The organism is Woodsholea maritima DSM 17123 (assembly GCF_000382325.1).
Taxonomy (GTDB): domain Bacteria; phylum Pseudomonadota; class Alphaproteobacteria; order Caulobacterales; family Maricaulaceae; genus Woodsholea; species Woodsholea maritima.
In genome coordinates this window covers 42,031-59,980 of the sequence record NZ_KB908059.1, presented here as the reverse complement: position 1 = coordinate 59,980, position 17,950 = coordinate 42,031, and the positions used below count along the sequence as shown (strand labels likewise).

Annotated in this window: 17 protein-coding genes; 7 read left to right on the top strand and 10 right to left on the bottom strand. The window is 56.2% G+C overall.

From position 1 onward, the window contains the following. Nucleotides 1-46: 46 nt before the first annotated feature. Together H151_RS0110550 and H151_RS0110545 are read left to right on the top strand one after the other, a co-directional pair. Nucleotides 47-559, top strand: a complete 513-nt coding sequence (locus H151_RS0110550; RefSeq protein ID WP_019961633.1) for a hypothetical protein — start codon at nt 47-49, stop codon at nt 557-559. Between the two features lie 30 nt (nt 560-589). Next, a complete protein-coding gene (locus tag H151_RS0110545; protein ID WP_019961632.1) occupies nt 590-2,671 on the top strand; it encodes a TonB-dependent receptor plug domain-containing protein in 2,082 nt (693 codons plus the stop codon). 3 nt (nt 2,672-2,674) lie between these two features. Here the strand turns inward: H151_RS0110545 and H151_RS17375 are convergent, their stop codons facing one another. From H151_RS17375 to H151_RS16180, 4 genes are read right to left on the bottom strand one after another with little or no spacing between them, the layout of a single operon-like run. After that, nucleotides 2,675-2,833 (bottom strand): YqaE/Pmp3 family membrane protein, encoded by a 159-nt coding sequence (locus tag H151_RS17375; RefSeq protein WP_019961631.1) that lies wholly within the window; start codon nt 2,831-2,833, stop codon nt 2,675-2,677. A gap of 12 nt (nt 2,834-2,845) precedes the next feature. Further along, nucleotides 2,846-3,277: a hemerythrin domain-containing protein gene (locus tag H151_RS0110535; protein ID WP_019961630.1), complete on the bottom strand. Its 432-nt coding sequence runs from the start codon at nt 3,275-3,277 to the stop codon at nt 2,846-2,848. A gap of 27 nt (nt 3,278-3,304) precedes the next feature. Next, nucleotides 3,305-3,451, bottom strand: a complete 147-nt coding sequence (locus H151_RS17570; RefSeq protein ID WP_019961629.1) for a hypothetical protein — start codon at nt 3,449-3,451, stop codon at nt 3,305-3,307. A gap of 10 nt (nt 3,452-3,461) precedes the next feature. Continuing rightward, complete coding sequence (locus H151_RS16180) at nt 3,462-3,869, bottom strand: hypothetical protein (RefSeq protein ID WP_019961628.1); 408 nt, start codon at nt 3,867-3,869, stop codon at nt 3,462-3,464. Nucleotides 3,870-3,977: 108 nt separating this feature from the next. On the opposite strand from H151_RS16180, the gene H151_RS0110520 reads away from it, so the two are divergent. Beyond that, nucleotides 3,978-5,195 (top strand): BaiN/RdsA family NAD(P)/FAD-dependent oxidoreductase, encoded by a 1,218-nt coding sequence (locus tag H151_RS0110520; RefSeq protein WP_019961627.1) that lies wholly within the window; start codon nt 3,978-3,980, stop codon nt 5,193-5,195. On the opposite strand, the gene H151_RS0110515 is transcribed toward H151_RS0110520, so the two are convergent. Continuing rightward, complete coding sequence (locus H151_RS0110515) at nt 5,192-5,983, bottom strand: TIGR00266 family protein (protein ID WP_026353964.1); 792 nt, start codon at nt 5,981-5,983, stop codon at nt 5,192-5,194. The two genes, H151_RS0110520 and H151_RS0110515, sit on opposite strands and share 4 nt — an antisense overlap. A gap of 231 nt (nt 5,984-6,214) precedes the next feature. Here H151_RS0110515 and typA point away from each other — a divergent pair, with 231 nt between their 5' ends. Further along, on the top strand, nt 6,215-8,044 hold the full coding sequence (gene typA / locus H151_RS0110510) for a translational GTPase TypA (RefSeq protein WP_026353963.1): 1,830 nt from the start codon (nt 6,215-6,217) through the stop codon (nt 8,042-8,044). A gap of 438 nt (nt 8,045-8,482) precedes the next feature. On the opposite strand, the gene H151_RS0110505 is transcribed toward typA, so the two are convergent. Further along, nucleotides 8,483-9,226: an SDR family NAD(P)-dependent oxidoreductase gene (locus H151_RS0110505; RefSeq protein WP_019961624.1), complete on the bottom strand. Its 744-nt coding sequence runs from the start codon at nt 9,224-9,226 to the stop codon at nt 8,483-8,485. Between the two features lie 117 nt (nt 9,227-9,343). Between H151_RS0110505 and H151_RS0110500 the strand changes: the two genes are divergently transcribed. Together H151_RS0110500 and H151_RS0110495 are read left to right on the top strand one after the other, a co-directional pair. Further along, nucleotides 9,344-10,486 (top strand): GNAT family N-acetyltransferase, encoded by a 1,143-nt coding sequence (locus tag H151_RS0110500; RefSeq protein WP_019961623.1) that lies wholly within the window; start codon nt 9,344-9,346, stop codon nt 10,484-10,486. Between the two features lie 63 nt (nt 10,487-10,549). Next, on the top strand, nt 10,550-10,978 hold the full coding sequence (locus tag H151_RS0110495) for an HIT family protein (RefSeq protein WP_019961622.1): 429 nt from the start codon (nt 10,550-10,552) through the stop codon (nt 10,976-10,978). A gap of 544 nt (nt 10,979-11,522) precedes the next feature. On the opposite strand, the gene H151_RS0110485 is transcribed toward H151_RS0110495, so the two are convergent. From H151_RS0110485 to phaP, 4 genes are all read right to left on the bottom strand, one after another. Next, a complete protein-coding gene (locus H151_RS0110485) occupies nt 11,523-12,722 on the bottom strand; it encodes a S41 family peptidase (RefSeq protein WP_233354568.1) in 1,200 nt (399 codons plus the stop codon). A gap of 79 nt (nt 12,723-12,801) precedes the next feature. Further along, a complete protein-coding gene (gene clpA / locus H151_RS16175) occupies nt 12,802-15,129 on the bottom strand; it encodes an ATP-dependent Clp protease ATP-binding subunit ClpA (RefSeq protein ID WP_040759401.1) in 2,328 nt (775 codons plus the stop codon). Nucleotides 15,130-15,132: 3 nt separating this feature from the next. Next, entirely contained in the window at nt 15,133-15,459 is a 327-nt protein-coding gene (gene clpS / locus H151_RS0110475) for an ATP-dependent Clp protease adapter ClpS (protein WP_026353962.1), read from the bottom strand. Nucleotides 15,460-15,807: 348 nt separating this feature from the next. Beyond that, nucleotides 15,808-16,524 carry a phasin family protein gene (gene phaP, locus H151_RS17565; protein ID WP_169336740.1) on the bottom strand — a complete coding sequence of 239 codons (717 nt, stop codon included), beginning with the start codon at nt 16,522-16,524 and terminating at the stop codon, nt 15,808-15,810. 120 nt (nt 16,525-16,644) lie between these two features. On the opposite strand from phaP, the gene H151_RS0110460 reads away from it, so the two are divergent. Beyond that, the gene (locus H151_RS0110460; RefSeq protein ID WP_233354566.1) at nt 16,645-17,949 is read left to right on the top strand and encodes a D-alanyl-D-alanine carboxypeptidase; all 1,305 of its coding nucleotides are present in this window, start codon (nt 16,645-16,647) and stop codon (nt 17,947-17,949) included. The last annotated feature ends 1 nt before the right edge of the window (nt 17,950 follow it).

Sequence of the window (17,950 nt, the reverse complement as noted above, 5' to 3'; positions counted from 1 at the left end):
GCGAATGTGCGCACAATCGCTCGAATGCAAACAAAGGCTTGGATTGATGTTGCGCAAAGTCATATTAGCCGCATGCCTGACCTTTATGGGTCCGGCATCGCTCACCTTCGCCCAAACCACCCAACGCGATCTGGAAGTGGTCGCACGCGCCTTAAAATTCTTAGAAGGCGCGGGCGGCAGCGAAAGGGTTATGGTCATCGCCCATGATGGTGACGGAGCCGGCGAAGCGGCCAATATCGCGGGCCTTCTTAGTGGCGGCGTTCAAGCCGGTTCGATTCGTTTAACCGGGCGCGCCATCGGTGAAGATGTCGGGGCCTTAAGCGGGGCCAATGCGGTCTTCCTTGTGGGTAATGCCAAAAATAATTCAGCCCTGATCGCCGCCGCGCAAAGCCAAGGCATTGTTACGATTTCCACCGATCTCGCCTGTGTCACCGCGCATATCTGCATGCTCGGCGTTCAAAGCGCGCCCAATGTGCGCATCCTTGCCAATCGCGCCAGCCTTGCTGAAGCCGGGATCCGTTTTGAACCCGCCTTCGTGATGCTTGTTGAAGAAATTTAGGCCGCAGCCCTCAGGAAAGGGAAGATACTCATGATCCGCTCCATCCTCCTTACGAGTTCCACACTGGTGACCCTGACCGGCTTAGCCCACGGCCAAGAGCTGAACTATGCCGACTATGAAATGTTGTTTGATGAGCCCATCACCATCGGGGCCACCGGCACACCCAAGCGCGCTTCGGAAACGCCCGCGAATATGACCATCATCACCGCCGATGAAATCCGCCGCTCTGGCGCGCGCGATGTCATTGAGATCCTGCGCCGGGTTGCCGGGGTCGATGTTCAACGCACCGAGCAAAGCTCGGCCACCATCGGTATTCGCGGCATGAATATCGACAGCGGTCGTCTACGGGTTTTGATCAATGGTCGTGACACCTTCCGCAATTATGAAGGCGTAACCATTTGGGCCTCCCTGCCCGTGAATATGGAAGAGATCCGTCAGATCGAGGTTGTGCGCGGGCCATCTACCGCGCTTTATGGAGCCAATGCCGTCACCGGGGTGATCAATATCATCACCTATAAGCCGATGTTTGAAGATTTAAGCGCGTTTAGCGCGCGCATCGGCAGTGAAGATCAGTATGAAGGGGCCGCCCTTTATACCTTCCAGCTGCCCAATAACAAAGGCGGTGTACGCCTGTCCTATGGGCGTGGTGAAATGGATCACTATGACGCCGATCTCACCCCCGGCGAACGCATCGCCAAAGGTGAACCCGATTATGAGCGCGCCAATATTGAAGCCGCCTTCCAGCTGAGCGAGCGCTTTGCAGGCGGGTTTAACGCCAGCTTGTTCGAAGGGCCAGGCCGTATCCAACTTAATACCGGCGATAATGCCTATACCGAGATTGAAGACCGCTCTTATGGCGGCTTCCTGTCCTATCGCGCTGATGGGGCCGTTTGGACGCTGAGCGCCAATCACAATGATCAAGCCGAAACGCGAAATACTGTGGTTGTTATTCCCGGCGGACAGGAAGTTGTCTTGTTAAGCTCCATTGAGGCCAAAAGTACCAATATCACCGTGAGCCGGGTTTCCAAACCCCGTTCAGATCTGGGCCTGCGTTTCTCAGCTGGATATCAAAAAGACGCCGTGCCGCAATTTGGTGTCTCGGCGGCCGATAATACTGGGGATGTGTCCTATACCACCCTGTTCGCCTCGGGCCTGGCGGACTATACGGTATCGCCCACGGTCAGCTTTATGGCCTCAGCCCGCGTCGATTATGTCGACACCAAACGCGATGCCATTGACCTCGATATTTTCGCCTTCAAAAACACCGACTTTAAAGACTATACCGCGCTTAGCCTGAATATGGCGCTGATCTGGACGCCAGACGCGAACAATCTTTATCGCTTCACCTATAGCCGCGGCTTTAATGCACCCAATCTCTTCAATCTGGGCGGAAATAACATCCATGCCTATCTATTGGTGCCCGGCGTCACAGATGCGGTGGGTGGCCACCCCGATATTGATCCGGAATATTCCCAACAATTCGAAGCCGCCTGGGAACGTCAAATCCCCAGCCTGAATGGCGGCTTCAATCTGTCGGCCTATCTGCGCAAAGACACCGACATTATCCGGCGCAGCTATGTCATGCGCCTGAACCCGGCCAATAAGTATCATTTAAGCTCTGCGAATATCGGCGATGCCGACACCTATGGCTTTGAGGCTCAACTCTATGGTGAAACCGCATCGAACTTCAGCTGGCGGCTCAACTATGCCTATTCAGACACCGATGATGACTTACTGGCCCGGCCCGGTGGATTTGAAAAGGTCAGCGATGCTATCTTCTTCACCGAGGAGTTCTTGGATAATCGCAGTTCACAACATATCGTAACCGCGCAAGGCACCTGGGTGCGCAATAAATTCTGGGTCGATGGCCTGGTTCAATTCAAATCCGGGTTTGACAGCTATTACGGTTCTCTCGACTTCCCGAACAATCCCGCTGCCACCCGTGTGGATGATGTGACAATCGCCAATCTGACCTTAGGCTATGAGGTCAATGACCATGTCGATGTCACCCTAACCGGGGAAAATGTCTTTGATGATTTCCATCATGAAAGCGTTGACCCGACAACCAGTGCTGATCGTCGGGTCTGGGCGACATTGGCGCTACGGTTTTAAGCCTTAGCGACGCGCGATGATCCAAATGGCATGCACGATGCCGGGGATATAGCCCAACAGGGTCAAAAGAATGTTGATCCAAAATTGCAGGCCAAAGCCGACTTGTAGAAACACGCCCAATGGCGGCAAAAGAATGGCGAGAATAACGCGTACTAAATCCATGACAACCTCCCGTTAGGCCTTGTCTTTGACCTGATCAAATTCTGCGACCATTTCCTTGGCGCGGGCCTCGGAAATGATTTTACGCATGAGGGGGAAGACCTCTTCCTCCTCTTCATTTTCGTGATGCTCAAGCTCCTCTTTCAAGGTCTTGAACTTTTGTAGCCAGGCTGGGCTGGACATATCCATGTCAGAAAGCTCTTCGATCAGATCATGGGCCTCTTTATGCTCAGCAACGCTGTGCTGGGCCTGGTCTTGACCTTTTTCGTGCGCCATCAACTCAGAATAAAAAACTTGCTCTTCCGCGGCGACATGCGCCTCGACATCGCCCTTTAGGGCCGCAAACAGACGTTCACGCTCTTCACTATGACCTTCGGTCTTTAAAAGCGCCGCACACAGGCCGCGATGCTTGCCGTGATCATCCTTAAGGCGTTGATAGATATTCATATCATCTCCAGGGGTGACTACCCCTTATCAACGGCCATCATGCGATGCGGTTCCCGACAGGAGGATGTCAGTGCGCTTTTGCAGGTCATAGATCTGCGCCTCCAGGCCCAACCCCCACACCAGACACGCCCCGGTGTAAGCGTCTAAACTGTCGTAGTTTTCAGGCAGAGGCATAGGCTCGATGTCAAGGGGTGTCAGCGGTTTTGGGGCCTGCCAAATCACGGCCTCTGGCAGCCTGGGCGAGTGCATGCAAGCGCTCAATACGAGCGCCATCCATGGGGCATACCAACGGGTCATGGCGTATATCCTCTTGATACTGATTTTGTGCGGTTTGACGGTTTACCTCACGGCGCGCACGCTCACGCACCTCTTGCGTGATATGCTCACGCAGCGCCGCTTCACGCGCGCCTAAATCTTGTAAGGAGCGCGCCGTTTGTGCCTGACACTCATGCAGCGCCAGCAGCAGGGTTTCTGACTGCGCCCGCGCTCGCGCGCGCTCCCATGTTTGGCCCCCATACCCCCCGATCAGGATCAAGCCCCCCGCCCCTAGGGCCGCGCCCAAGACTTTAAAATTCGGCCAAACTGTGAACATAATATCCTCCTTGCCCTCACCCCCACAGCATGACCGGCGCGAAGCGATGCGGGACAAGCCCGCCCTTTTGGCCTTCTGCGCTGAGCTTTCTTCTAGGACACCCACGCCATGAGCGACGCTTCTTCGATTGTGATTATTGGCGCAGGCCCTGGCGGTCTGATGGCGGCTGATTATCTGTCAGCGCAGGGACAAAGCGTGGACATTTACGAACGCATGCCCAGTGTCGGGCGTAAATTTCTGATGGCCGGGCGCGGCGGGCTCAATCTCACCCACAGCGAGGACTGGAGTGATTTCCTCAAGCGTTATGATCCCTTACCGCCCGCCCTGGAGCGCGCGCTTGACGCCTTTCGCGCCCAGGATTTGCGTCAATGGTGCGAAGATCTGGGCCAAGAGACCTTCATCGGCTCCTCTGGGCGCGTCTTTCCAACCGCGATGAAAGCCTCCCCCTTGCTGCGCGCCTGGCTCCATCGCCTGTCTGGCCGGGGTGTACGCCTTCACACCCGCCATAGCTGGGTGGGATGGGATGCGGATAAATACCTATGTTTTGATACGCCTCACGGTGAACTCAAACGCGAGGCGCGTGCGGTTATCATCGCGACCGGGGGCTTGAGCTGGCCGCGCCTGGGCTCAGATGGTCAGGCGCTCGCCGTGTTAGAAAACACCGGCGTCAAAGTGAATACGCCTACACCCTCCAATTGCGGCCTGGTTCTACCATGGTCGGATTATCTGATTGAGACCTTCCAAGGCAGCCCCATCAAAGCCACCCGGTTTAGCGTTGGCGAACGCGCCGTCAGGGGGGAAGCGGTATTGACCGCTTATGGCCTGGAAGGCGGTGCCATTTACGCCCTCAGCCAAGCGGTACGAAAAGCCCTCGCATCAGGCTCGGCTCAGCTCAGCCTAGACCTTGCCCCTGACCTCGATCGCGCGGCCCTCGCCAGTCGCTTGAGCCAGGTTAAAAAGGGCCAGAGCCTCTCCAATAGTCTTCGCAAAGCCGCGCGCCTGACCCCGGTTCAGGCCGCCTTGCTGCGCGAAAGTCAGGGCGGCCCGCTGGTGAGCGCGCCAGAGGCCCTCGCCACCCGCATCAAGTCTGCGCGCTTTACAATCGAAGGCTTTCAAGGCTTTGAGCGTGCCATTTCGACCGCGGGCGGGATCAGCTTTGATGCCCTCACCCCTGATTTCATGCTGCGCGAACAAAAAGGCGTCTTTGTCGCCGGTGAAATGCTCGATTGGGACGCCCCAACGGGCGGCTATCTTCTCCAAGCAACCTTCGCCACGGCCATAGCCGCAGCGAAGGGATGCTTGAAATACATTTCAATGCGCGTTTAATTCCCGCGCATAATATCGCCGAGCGGACCTAGGACGGAGCCTTCCCCCTGCCCCGAGCCCGTGCGCGGCACATTGGCGAGGATGCGTCCGGCCAATCGTGAGAATGGCATGGATTGCAGCCAGACATGGCCCGGCCCGCGCATCTTGGCGAAGAAAATCCCTTCCCCGCCGAAAATCATGGATTTGATATTGCCTGCGCGTTCAATCTGGAAATCCACCCCGGCGGTATAGGCCACGACGCAGCCTGTATCGACGTGCAGCTCTTCGCCCGGTGCCAATTCACGCTGCACCAAAGTGCCACCGGCATGGATGAAGGCCCAGCCATCACCCGTCAGGCGTTGCATGATGAAACCTTCACCGCCGAACAACCCCGTCATGATACGTTTTTGCAGGGCGATCCCCACGGCAACGCCCTTGGCGGCGGCCAGGAAGCTGTCTTTCTGACAGATCAGCTCGCCGCTGAAATCGGGTAAGTGCACCGGAATAATCGTACCGGGATAGGGCGCAGCGAAGGCGACATGGGCTTTATTCTGGCCTTGATGGGTGTAGACGGTCATGAACAGGCTTTCCCCGGTCAAAATCCGCTTGCCTGCGCCCATCAGAGCGCCCAGCACACCCTTGGTCTGGCCGGAGCCATCGCCAAAAATCGTATCCATATTGATTGACGGAGATTTATACATCATCGAGCCCGCTTCGGCGATGACGCTTTCTTGCGGGTCGAGCTCAATCTCGACATATTGAATATCCCCGCCTTCGATGCGGTAGTCGATTTCATGCGCCTGGGCCATGATCATCCCCTCATTATATATATCTGCTCATACACCTACGCGCCGCGGCGCTTATACCCACTATGCCTAGAGGGACAGGCGTTTCAAAGCCCTTAATCGCGCAAAGCCAGCCGCATTAACGATGCTTTATCTTGGCCCTTCTGCCCTTGAGCGCTAGCCAGAGCGAGCCCAGCCCTGTAAGAGGGCCGCAAAATGACGCACAGCCGCATAGGCCCAAACAAGGACATCTTCATGACCGCTTCGGTGGAAAACCTGCGCAATGTCGCAATCGTGGCTCACGTTGACCATGGTAAAACCACGCTCGTTGACCAACTCCTGAAGCAATCAGGCACTTTGGGCGATCGCGCCGATGATCCAGACCGGGTTATGGATTCCAATGACTTGGAAAAAGAACGCGGCATTACCATTCTGGCGAAAAACACGGCTGTGAAATGGCGTGATTACCGCATCAATATCGTCGACACTCCCGGCCACGCCGATTTCGGCGGTGAGGTTGAGCGCGTATTGTCGATGGTTGATTCGGTTGTGCTGTTGGTGGATGCCGTGGACGGGCCCATGCCCCAAACCACTTTCGTGACCAAAAAGGCGCTGGCCCTGGGCCTAAAGCCCATCGTCGTGATCAATAAAATCGACCGCCCCAGTGCGCGTCCTGAATGGGTCGTCGATCAGACCTTTGATCTGTTCGACCGTTTGGGGGCCACTGAAGACCAGCTCGACTTCCCGGTTGTTTATGCTTCAGCGCTTAACGGCTTTGCGATGCATGACGCCGAAGCGACCAGCGACACGATGGATCCGCTGTTTGAGACCATTGTCTCTCACGTTTCACCTCCTGATGTGGATCCGAATGCCCCCTTCCAGTTGCAGGTTTCTGCGCTGGATTATTCCAGCTATACCGGTGTTATCGGGATTGGCCGTATTCGCCGCGGCGCGCTGAAGCGCAACCAGAACGTCTCAATCATTGACCGTGAAGGCGCGACCCGCCGGGGTAAAGTCCTGCAAGTGTTTGGCTTCCATGGGCTGCAACGCGTGGAAATGGAAGGTGCCAGCGCCGGGGACATCATCACCTTCACCGGCATTGATCCTTTGAGCATTTCTGACACCTTGTGTGACCCGGAAAATGTCGAGGCTCTGGCGCCTTTGGTCGTGGATGAGCCCACCATCTCTATGACCTTCCAAGTGAACGATTCCCCCTTTGCGGGCCGCGAAGGTAAATTCGTCACCAGTCGTCAGATTAAAGAGCGTCTTGACCGCGAGCTGATCCACAATGTGGCATTGCGCGTGCAACAGCTTGATGATGCGGATAAGTTCAAAGTCTCTGGGCGCGGTGAGCTTCACCTCTCCATCCTGATCGAGACCATGCGCCGTGAAGGTTTTGAGCTGGCCGTGGCGCGTCCAGAAGTGGTCTTGAAAGAGATTGATGGCCAGATTTGCGAGCCGTTCGAAAGCCTGACCATCGACTTGGAAGAAGGCCATCAGGGCGGCGTTATGGAACGCCTGGGCACGCGTAAAGCCGAGCTCAAAAACATGGAATCTGATGGCAATGGCCGTACCCGCTTGGAATATGTCGTTCCAACGCGCGGCCTGATCGGTTTCCGTTCTGAATTCCTGACCCTGACTTCAGGGACCGGCTTGATGTTCCACACCTTCTCTCACTATGCGCCGAGATCTGGCGGTGAGCTGGGCCAACGCCATAACGGGGCCATGGTGTCCATGGATACGGGTAAGGCGCTCGGCTTCTCGCTCTTCAACCTGCAAGAACGCGGTAAGCTCTTCATCGGGCACGCGGCTGAAGTTTATGAAGGCATGGTGATCGGGATCAATGCCCGTGAAGAAGACATGATCGTCAACCCGCTCAAAGGTAAGAAGCTGACCAATATGCGCGCCGCCGGGACCGATGAAAACATCGTTCTGACCCCGCCGGTCCGTTTGACGTTGGAATATGCGCTGGAATTCATCGACAATGATGAATTGGTTGAGGTCACCCCGCAAAGCATCCGGGTGCGCAAAAAACTCCTTCTGGAGCATGAGCGCAAAAAAGCCTCTCGCTCTTCCGGTAACTAAGCCCCATAAAAACCCGCTGCACCGCAGCGGGTTTTTTGTTAGCCCCCTCCGGTCCCTCCGGCCACCTCCCCCGCTTCGCGAAGGGAGGACAAGCCTCACACCTGTCACCCCAAACTTGATGTGGGGTCCATACCGGACGGAGTGAGCTTGGTTCTGTGCGATCAGACTATAGTGCAAGCTCACGGCATGGATGCCAGATCAAGTCTGGCATGACAGGGTCGACCCGCAGGGTCGCAAACGCGAACGCCCTCAAGTAGGCGACAGCCGTTAGGGCATTGAAGAAGTGCCGCCCGCAGCGTCAGCGAGGAAGTAAAAAAACATGTCATCCCGGAGAAGCGAAGCGCACATCCGGGATCTATTGAGATTGCCTTTTAGGGACATAGATCCCCGATCAAGTCGGGGATGACAGTCATCTGATAAGTCATTGTTATAAAAACTCTAAGCCCGCAGGCCCCCATCCACATTGATAACGCACCCCGTTAGATAGCTCGCCCGGTCACTGGCCAGAAAATAAGCCAGCTGCGCCACCTCGTCGGCTTGACCATACCGCCCCAGCGCCACCATCAAACGCTGTAAATCAGCCGTTTCGCCATCGGCCGGGTTCATCGCGGTATCAATCGGGCCGGGCTGGATCACATTGGCGCGAATATTTTTCCGGCCTAGCTCACGCGCTGCAGCACGTGTCAACATCGCGGCCCCGCCCTTACTGGCACAATAGGCCCCGACACCCGGCGTGGGTGAGCTTTCGCCCAGAATAGACCCAATGGTAACGATAGCCCCACCCGGGGCCATCAGGCGATAGCAGGCGCGGATCGCCTCAAACGGGGCGGTCATATTGACGGCGAGGGTTTCAGTCCATTGCGCATCGCTGGTTTTACCCAAGCTCGCCTGAGGATACACCCCGGCATTATTGATAAGGATGTGAAAAGGGCCATGGCGATCATGTACGCCCTCCACCATTGCCGTCGTGGCCCCGGCCTGGGCGGCATCGCAATGAACGACCTCGCCCGATCCGCCTTCGCTTTCAATCTCGCGCAGAATCCCTTCTGCGGCGTCCTTAGAGTGACCATAGCTGATCACGACATGCGCGCCCGCACCGGCCAGAGTTTTCGCGGTGGCTGCGCCGATGCCGCGCGCCGCGCCGGTGACAATCGCGATTTTCCCGCTTAGATCTTTTGTCATTGTGTCTCCTCCCACTTTAGGGCTAGGCCCCTATATTGTTTATACGCTTAGCAAAGCCTGCCGCGCACGCCCTGACAAGTCCTGATTATCTGACCCTCTCGAACTTTAGGCCCGATTATGAGTGAGCTGACCATCCGCACAATCGCCAGCCTGAGTGATATTGCGCGCGAGGCTTGGGACGCGCTCGCCAATCCGTCGGGTGCGCCTTATGATCCGTTTTTAAGCTGGGATTTTTTAGAGGCCTTAGAGCGCTCGGCCAGTGCCTGCCCGGAAACCGGTTGGGCCAGTCATCATGTCATTGCCGAGACCCATGGCGAGGTCGTAGGCGTCATGCCGCTCTATCTCAAAGGCCATTCCTATGGCGAATATGTCTTCGACCATGCCTGGGCCGATGCCTTGGAACGTGCGGGCGGGCAGTATTATCCCAAACTGTTGACGGCTGTGCCCTTCACCCCGGCTACAGGACGGCGCTTTTTAAGCCCAGACCCGCAGATCCGAGCCTCCCTCATCCAAGCCGGTCTGTATCTGACGCAGACCTGGAAGCTTTCCAGCTGGCATATCACCTTCCCCGATGAAGCCCAGTGGCATGAGGCGCAGAGCGCCAATCTTTTGCCGCGCATAGATCGCCAATATATCTGGCTCAATAAAGGCTATGACAGTTATGAGGATTTCCTGGGCGATCTTTCCTCACGCAAGCGCAAAGCCCTGAAAAAAGAACGCCAAGCCGCGCAGGCGGGGCTTGAGATCCAGGCCTTGGGCGGGGCGGAGCTTTCTCAGACCCATTGGGATATCTTCTTTGAATGCTATCAGGACACTGGATCGCGCAAATGGGGCCATCCCTATTTGACGCGAGAATTTTTTAGCCTGATCCAGGAGCGCCGCCCTGAAGACATCCTCATGGTCATGGCCAAGAAGGACGGGCGCTGGATCGCCTGCGCGCTGAATTTTATCGGCTCTGAGGCGCTTTATGGGCGCTATTGGGGTCGGCTGGACGACCATCCGTTTTTACATTTTGAGCTGTGCTATCATCAGGCGATTGACTATGCCATCGCCAAAGGCCTCAGCCGGGTGGAGGCCGGAGCCCAAGGCGAACATAAGCTGGCGCGTGGCTATCGCCCCATGCCCGTGTATTCGGCGCACTATATCGCAGAGCCCGCACTGCATGCTCCGCTGGAGCGGTATCTGCGCCGCGAGCGCGACGCCGTCCTCCATGATATTGCGTGCGAGACTGAAGAGAGCCCCTTCAAGGCGGGCTGTTAGGGCCTTGGCCAAAGGCGCACTTCACGCTAGGACGAGATGACCAACCATCAGGGGAGTTCGCCCATGTCCATGCATCTGACCTATGACCCACACAACATCTTCGCCAAAATCATCGCCGGTGAGATCCCATGCGTAAAAGTGTTTGAGGATGACCACGTCCTCTCCTTCATGGACATCTATCCCCAATCCAAAGGCCATACGCTGGTGGTGCCCAAGGCAGGCGCGATCAATATGATCGAGATGGAGCCCGAAGACCTGCAAAACGCGATTATTCGCGCCCAGCATATCACCCGCGCCGTCAAAGCCGCGTTGGAGCCTGAAGGCATCATCTTCACGCAATTTAATGGCGAAGTGGCCGGTCAGACGATTTTCCATGTCCACTTCCACATCATCCCGCGTTGGGCCGATCAACCCCTGGGCCGTCATGGCGGCGGGCAAGCGGATCTGGATGACCTCAAAGCTTTGGCTGAGCAAATCAAAGCCAAGCTCTAGTCGCTAGAGCCCCAAGCCTGAAGGACGGCAAACAAAGCGAGGCAATAAGACATGGATCCCGGCTCTTCGCTCACGCTTGGCCGGGAACGCGCTTGGCGTATAGATAACACCGCGACCCCGGGCTTGATCCGGGGTCCATGGCGTGAGCTTGCATCACATTCTGCTCGATCACAACCAAGCTCAGCCTGTCCGGCATGGACCCCAAATCAAGTTTGGGGTGACAGGGGTGAGACTTGTCCTCTCCTGCGAAGCGGGAGGTCTGAAAGGCCTGAGGGGCTAACCCTAAGTGCGTCATATCAAATACTGTCATCCCGGCCTTGAGCCGGGATCTATCTCCCTAAAGGGACACACGCAATAGATCCCGGCTCTTCGCTCACGCTTGGCCGGGAACGCGCTTGGCGTAAAAACTACACGGGCGGCCCCGGACTTGATCCGGGGTCTATACAAACAAATCGCGCTTGGGCCTGACAGGGCACACTCAAACGCAAAGCTCACGCGATGGAGGCCAGATCAAATCTGGTAGGACTTAAACACTCAATCCAGATTAGTCTTGGTTTACAAACCAAGCCAAGGCCTGCGCCAAAGCCAAATCTTCGCCCGCATCATTACGTTCATCTGCGCTGGTCAACACAATATCGGCGACAAAATCCTCACGCGGCGTGCCATCGACATGGAAGAGCTTCTCCGTCGGCAATTTCACAATCCAGCCGGTATTGGCCAAGGGATTATCCGTGATCGCGCCCAAAAGGCCCGCCATCGGCGCGCCAATGATCGTCGCATCCGCGACCTGATCGAGCCCCATGGTCAACCCCTCACCCATGGAGCCGGTCCAACGCCCGGCCAGCACCACCACAGGAATACCCGCCAGGCTTTGCCCACGCGGGGTAACTTCTTCGGCCCATTGGCGCGCAACACCGTAATACCATTCCATCTGGGGCAAGCTATGGCGTTGATAAAACTGTGTCTCATCAATCAAACGCCCCATCAAAGCGCGTGCGACCAAGGTATTCCCCCCACTGGCCGTATCGCGCAGATCAATAATGATCCCTTTGGGGTGAGGCCCAGCCAGAGCCTCATCAATGGCCGCCACCATGTCATCTTGGCCCAGGGAATCATTAAACCGCAAAACCCGGATATCACCCTCTAGGGTCGTGACACTGATCGGCGGGGTCTCCTCGCGCGGCAGATCATAAAGGCTGGTCAAAGACACCGTATGAATGTCACCGTTCAGATCGCGAAATTGTAGATTGCGCATCTGATGACGATGGCCTGCCACCAACACCCGCGCGGCAAAGCCGCGCGCCGTATCATCCGTCCACGGACCGCCACATAGGCCATCAATGGCCGTGTCAATGTCCTGATCGCCTATGCGCAGGACTTGCCAGCCGATTTGAACCCCGGCCTGTTGCGCAGGCGAAGCATCGCGCACATCGCTGACATAGAGTTGGCCCTCACGCCCCTCAATCCATAGATCATTATAGCTGGGCGTCAGCGCCAGAGAGCGCGGCGAGGAAATGCCCATAATCGCATGGTGATCTTGCAGGGCATAAAGCGCGCATTCGGCAAAATCGAGCAGTGACGCGCTATCGCTTACGCTTTCAACATCAACGCCCTGGGCATGGCGCGCCGGATTAACACCGCCAAACCGGTCTTTGTAGGCGTAATGCGTATCAATCAATTCTAACAGCGCTTCGGCATCACCTTGATAATTGATATCGTCTTGCGCGTGTGCGTACGTCCCCATGAGTGCGCCCATCATCGCTAAGAGCGCACCCGTTTTCCCCATGATCATCACTGCATTATCCCTGCTTGGCGTATAAGATCTAACGCACAGGTTCTTTCGATTTAGATCCCCGCTTGCGCGTCACTTCGTCCTTAATACGATCGCCCGGAATGATTTCAAAGTCCAGACGCTCCTCATCGGCCGGGTCCACATCGACTTTCACGATGCCGCCCTTTTTCAATTGGCCAAACAGAATTTCTTCCGCCAAAGGCTTCTTGATATGCTCTTGAATGACCCGCGATAGCGGACGCGCGCCATAATTGGCATCATAGCCCTTTTTCGACAGCCATTGCGTCGCCGCGTCGGTCAGCTCAAACGTGACGCCGCGATCGGCCAGTTGCGCTTCCAATTGCAGGACGAATTTCTCAACCACGCGGCCCACAACGTCACTGGCCAGACCAGAGAAGGGAATGATCGCATCCAGACGGTTGCGGAATTCCGGCGTGAACAGACGCTCAATCGCGGCCATGTCCTCGCCTTCGCGTTTACCACGGCCAAAGCCAATGGATTCTTTGGCGGCATCAGCGGCCCCGGCATTCGTGGTCATGATCAAGACCACATTGCGGAAGTCGACCTTCTTGCCGTTGGAATCGGTCAGCGCCCCATTATCCATCACCTGCAGCAAGATGTTATAGATATCGGTATGGGCCTTCTCGATCTCATCAAGCAGCAAGACCGAGTGCGGATGCTGATCGACCGCATCGGTCAATTGCCCGCCCTGATCATAGCCGACATAACCCGGAGGCGCGCCCAGAAGACGGCTCACCGTATGACGCTCCATATATTCAGACATATCAAAGCGTAACAGCTCAACGCCCAGGGTGGAGGCCAGCTGGCGCGCAACCTCGGTTTTACCCACGCCCGTCGGGCCGGAGAAGAGATAGCAGCCAATCGGCTTATTGGGTTCACGAAGGCCCGCGCGCGACAACTTGATCGCAGAGGCGAGCTTATCAATCGCCCCATCTTGACCAAAGACCACGCGCTTCAAGGACTTATCGAGGTCTTTAAGCTGGCGTTCATCCGATTTCGAGACCGATTTGGCCGGAATGCGGGCCATTTTGGCAATCACGGTCTCAACTTCTTTGACGCCAATGGTTTTCTTGCGCTTGGACGGCGCCACCAGACGCATCGATGCCCCGGCCTCGTCAATCACATCAATCGCCTTATCGGGCAATTTGCGATCCCCCAGATAGCGATCCGACAGCTCAACAGCGGCGCGCAAAGCTTCAGCGGTAAAGCGCACATCATGGAAGTCTTCAAAATAAGGCTTCAGCCCTTGCAAAATCTTGATGCTATCGGGCACAGACGGCTCAGAGACATCAATTTTCTGGAAGCGACGCGCCAGTGCGCGATCTTTTTCAAAGTGCTGGCGATATTCTTTATACGTGGTGGAGCCCATGCAGCGCAGGCCACCATTTTGCAAGGCCGGTTTTAAAAGGTTAGAGGCATCCATCGCCCCGCCCGATGTCGCCCCCGCCCCGATCACGGTGTGAATCTCATCAATGAAGAGAATGGCGTTCGGGCGCGCTTCGAGCGCCTTGACCACTTGCTTGACACGTTCTTCGAAATCACCGCGATAGCGCGTCCCGGCCAACAGCGATCCCATATCGAGCGAATAGATCACATTGTCGGCGAGAACCTCAGGGACTTCATCCTCAACAATTTTACGCGCCAAACCTTCGGCGATGGCAGTTTTACCCACGCCCGGATCACCGACCAGAAGCGGATTATTCTTGCGTCGACGGCATAGGATCTGAATGCAGCGCTCAACTTCGGATTCGCGCCCGATCAGCGGATCAACCCCGCCCTGGCGTGCCTTATCATTGAGGTTGACGCAATAGGCGCTCAGCGCCTCGTCTTTGTCCGTGGCTTTAGTCTCTTCTTCCTCATCGACACCGCGCGCAACACGCGCTTCCGGCGCATCGCCGGGACGCTTGGAAATGCCGTGCGAGATGAAATTCACCGCGTCATAGCGCGTCATATCGCGTTCAGCCAGGAAGTATGCCGCATGGCTTTCACGCTCCGCAAAGAGCGCGACCAGGACATTGGCCCCGGTGACTTCCTCACGACCGGAATTTTGCACATGGATCACCGCGCGCTGAATGACCCTCTGGAAGCCCGCCGTGGGCTTGGTGTCATCATCGCTTTCAACGATCAGGCTTGCCAATTCCTCATCGACATATTCAATGAGGGTACCTCGAAGCTCCTCGACATCTACATCGCAGGCGCGCATGACCGCTGCCGCATCGCTGTCATCCACGAGCGCAAGCAGCAAGTGTTCCAGCGTGGCAAATTCATGCTTTCTCTCGCTGGCCATGGCCAACGCGCGGTGCAGTGTCTCTTCGAGAGCCGGTGAGAATGAGGGCAAGACCTATTCCTTCTCCATTGTACATTGCAAAGGGTGTTGCGAGCGGCGTGCAGCTTCCATCACCTGAGCGACCTTGGTTTCAGCCACTTCGTAAGTGAAGACTCCACACACCCCCACTCCATTTTGATGCACGTGCAACATGATGCGTGTGGCATCCTCAGGAGATTTATGAAAGATATTTATTAAAATCTCGATGACGAACTCCATCGGCGTGTAGTCATCGTTCAAAAGAAGGACTTTATACATGGATGGGCGTTTGGTCCGGGTCTGGGTTTTCACCGCCAGACCATGGCCAAGATCCGGATCATTCGGGTCTTTGCGCTCGCTCATTGTAATTGTCACCACACCCATCATCAGTCTTCATGGCCCGATTTTAAGGCCGCTTTGCGGTTATATAAAGATTGACCGACCCAATATCAGGACACCGGAAGAATCTTTTTTTCTCGCCTACCATATTTAGGTAAGTCGGCACGCCTGGGAAGGCCTAGCCTCTGTCATCCCCGCAATTGCTTACAGTCTAACCCATAGCTGTGACCCTTCAGTACACATCCATGCCGACAATCGGGAGTTTTCCATAAAAAAATGACCCAGCGGTTCACCACTGGGCCAGTCAGGGAGGAAAGTCTAAGGGCAGCGCGTTTCACACACGCTGCCCCAAACTTGGTCTCGCGCTTTTGATTAGCGCTGAGACTGCATCATTTCGATGGCAGACGAGATGCGGTCGTTCAAAGGCTTGAAGGTTTCTTTGAACATGCCAGACATCAGGTCAGAGGTCTTGTTGACTTCGGCCAGGTAAGCGTCCAGAGCAGATTTGGTGTAATCCGCGTGGATTTCGACCAGCTCTTGAACAGACTTGGCAGACGCCATGTTTTTCGCTGCGCTGACGCCATCTTCCATGGCTTTTTTCGCATAGCCCAGAACATTGGCGTTCAGTTCTTCGATAGATTTACCCGCAGAGGTCGCAGATGCGATCACCGCATCAACGGTGTCTTTCTGGAACGCGTTGATTTCGTTCATCGCGTTCAAAGACTTGTCGAAACCTTCTTTCAAAGCTTCGTTTTGGGCGTGGGTGACCGTCTGGATCGTGTCTTTAACAGTCTCTTTTTTAGCCGCAGTAGAAGTCGTCATGGTGTTTGCTCCGGTAATGGGTCGCGGGGCTGAGGGGGCTCTTGTCGCCGCTTTTTTACGGGTCGACTTGGCCGGCGTCCCCGACTTCGTGGATTTAGCTTGAGTGGCTGTTTTTGGTGTAACGGCTGAAGGCTCAGTCGTTTGAGTTTCAACAGTTTTAGTCTCAACAGTGGCTGCTGGTTTAGACGCTGAGGCTTGATCGGTGGAGGCCTTAGCAGAACCCTGCTGAGCCTCGACCGGTGCCGTGCTTTGATGTTCAGTCGTCATGGCTTCTTCCTTTTGCTGACCGCTTGTTCGCAGTCGCAGCATAATATGGAGGTTTCGGTAAACAACGTCAAGGGATTCTTTAAGGCATTCTTGCGGCGCAAAAATCTTTTAAGATGATTTATGTCCGAACATGATCCATTAACTGTGTATCAAGTAAGTTTCGGCATGCTCGCGCGCATGCGGTATTGGCAAAGAGTGATCGTCTGTGTTGGGCTGTGGTGCGCGCTGGCCAGTGGGGCAAGCGCGAACGAGCGCTATGCAGCCTTCGTCGTTGATGCCCAGACCCAGGAAGTGCTGCATGCGCGCAATGCCGATGCACCGCGCTATCCCGCCTCGCTCACCAAAATGATGACGCTCTACATGCTGTTTTCGGCTTTAGACGCCGGTGATGTCAGCCTGGATGATCAACTTCTGGTTTCCCCGGAAGCCGCCTCGCGCCCCGCCTCGCATCTGGGTTTAGAGGCCGGTGATCGCATCCGCGCCGAAGAGGCTATTTTGGCCCTGATCGTCAAAAGCGCGAATGATGTCGCGGTCGTGGTGGCTGAACATCTCAGCGGCGATGAAGCCCGCTTTGCCGGCGCCATGACCGAGAAAGCCCACGAACTCGGCCTCTCCCAAACCATGTTCAAAAACGCCTCGGGCCTGCCTGATCCGGGGCAAGTGACCACGGCGCGCGATCTGGCGCGCCTGGCTTATGCGCTGCACCGCGATTTCCCCCAATATTATCATTATTTTGCCACCGAGGACTTTACCTGGCAGGGTCGACGCTATCATACCCATCATGGCCTGTTGGGCCGGGTTGAGGGCGTGGATGGTCTTAAAACCGGCTATATCCGCGCCTCGGGTTTTAATGTCGCTGTCTCCGCCGAGCGTCAGGATCACAGCCTGATCGCGGTGGTGATGGGCGGGCGCACCTCTGCGACCCGTGATGCGCACGCGCAAAGCCTGATTGAAAGCGCCTTTACCGCCCTGGAAGGTCAGGCCCAAAGCCTTCGCCTGGCGAGCCTCAATGTGCCGCGCCTCAATCCGATCCGCGAAGAGCGGATTTTGACCGCAGAACTGACCCAAGTCAGCGCGCCGCGCGAAATGGGCTCTGCGGCCGGGGGAGCACCAGCCGTGACCATCGAAAGTGTGGCCCCTACACTCTATACCGAAGTGCCCCCACCTAGCTTTGATCCGCGCTATGCCTGGTCTTTACAGGTCGGTGCCTTTGGCACCCAAGCCGCCGCCCAGGCGCGTCTGGAAACGGTTCGCCATCAAGTAGGAACGCCCCTCACCACGGCCGGGTTTGAAACCGAAAGCCTTCAGCAAAATGGCCGTACGCTGTGGCGTGCGCGCTTTACAAATCTCGCTGGGGATCAGGCGCGCGTCATCTGCACACAATTGGCGGCTCGCGGCGAATCCTGTTTTGCTGTCGCACCTTAAG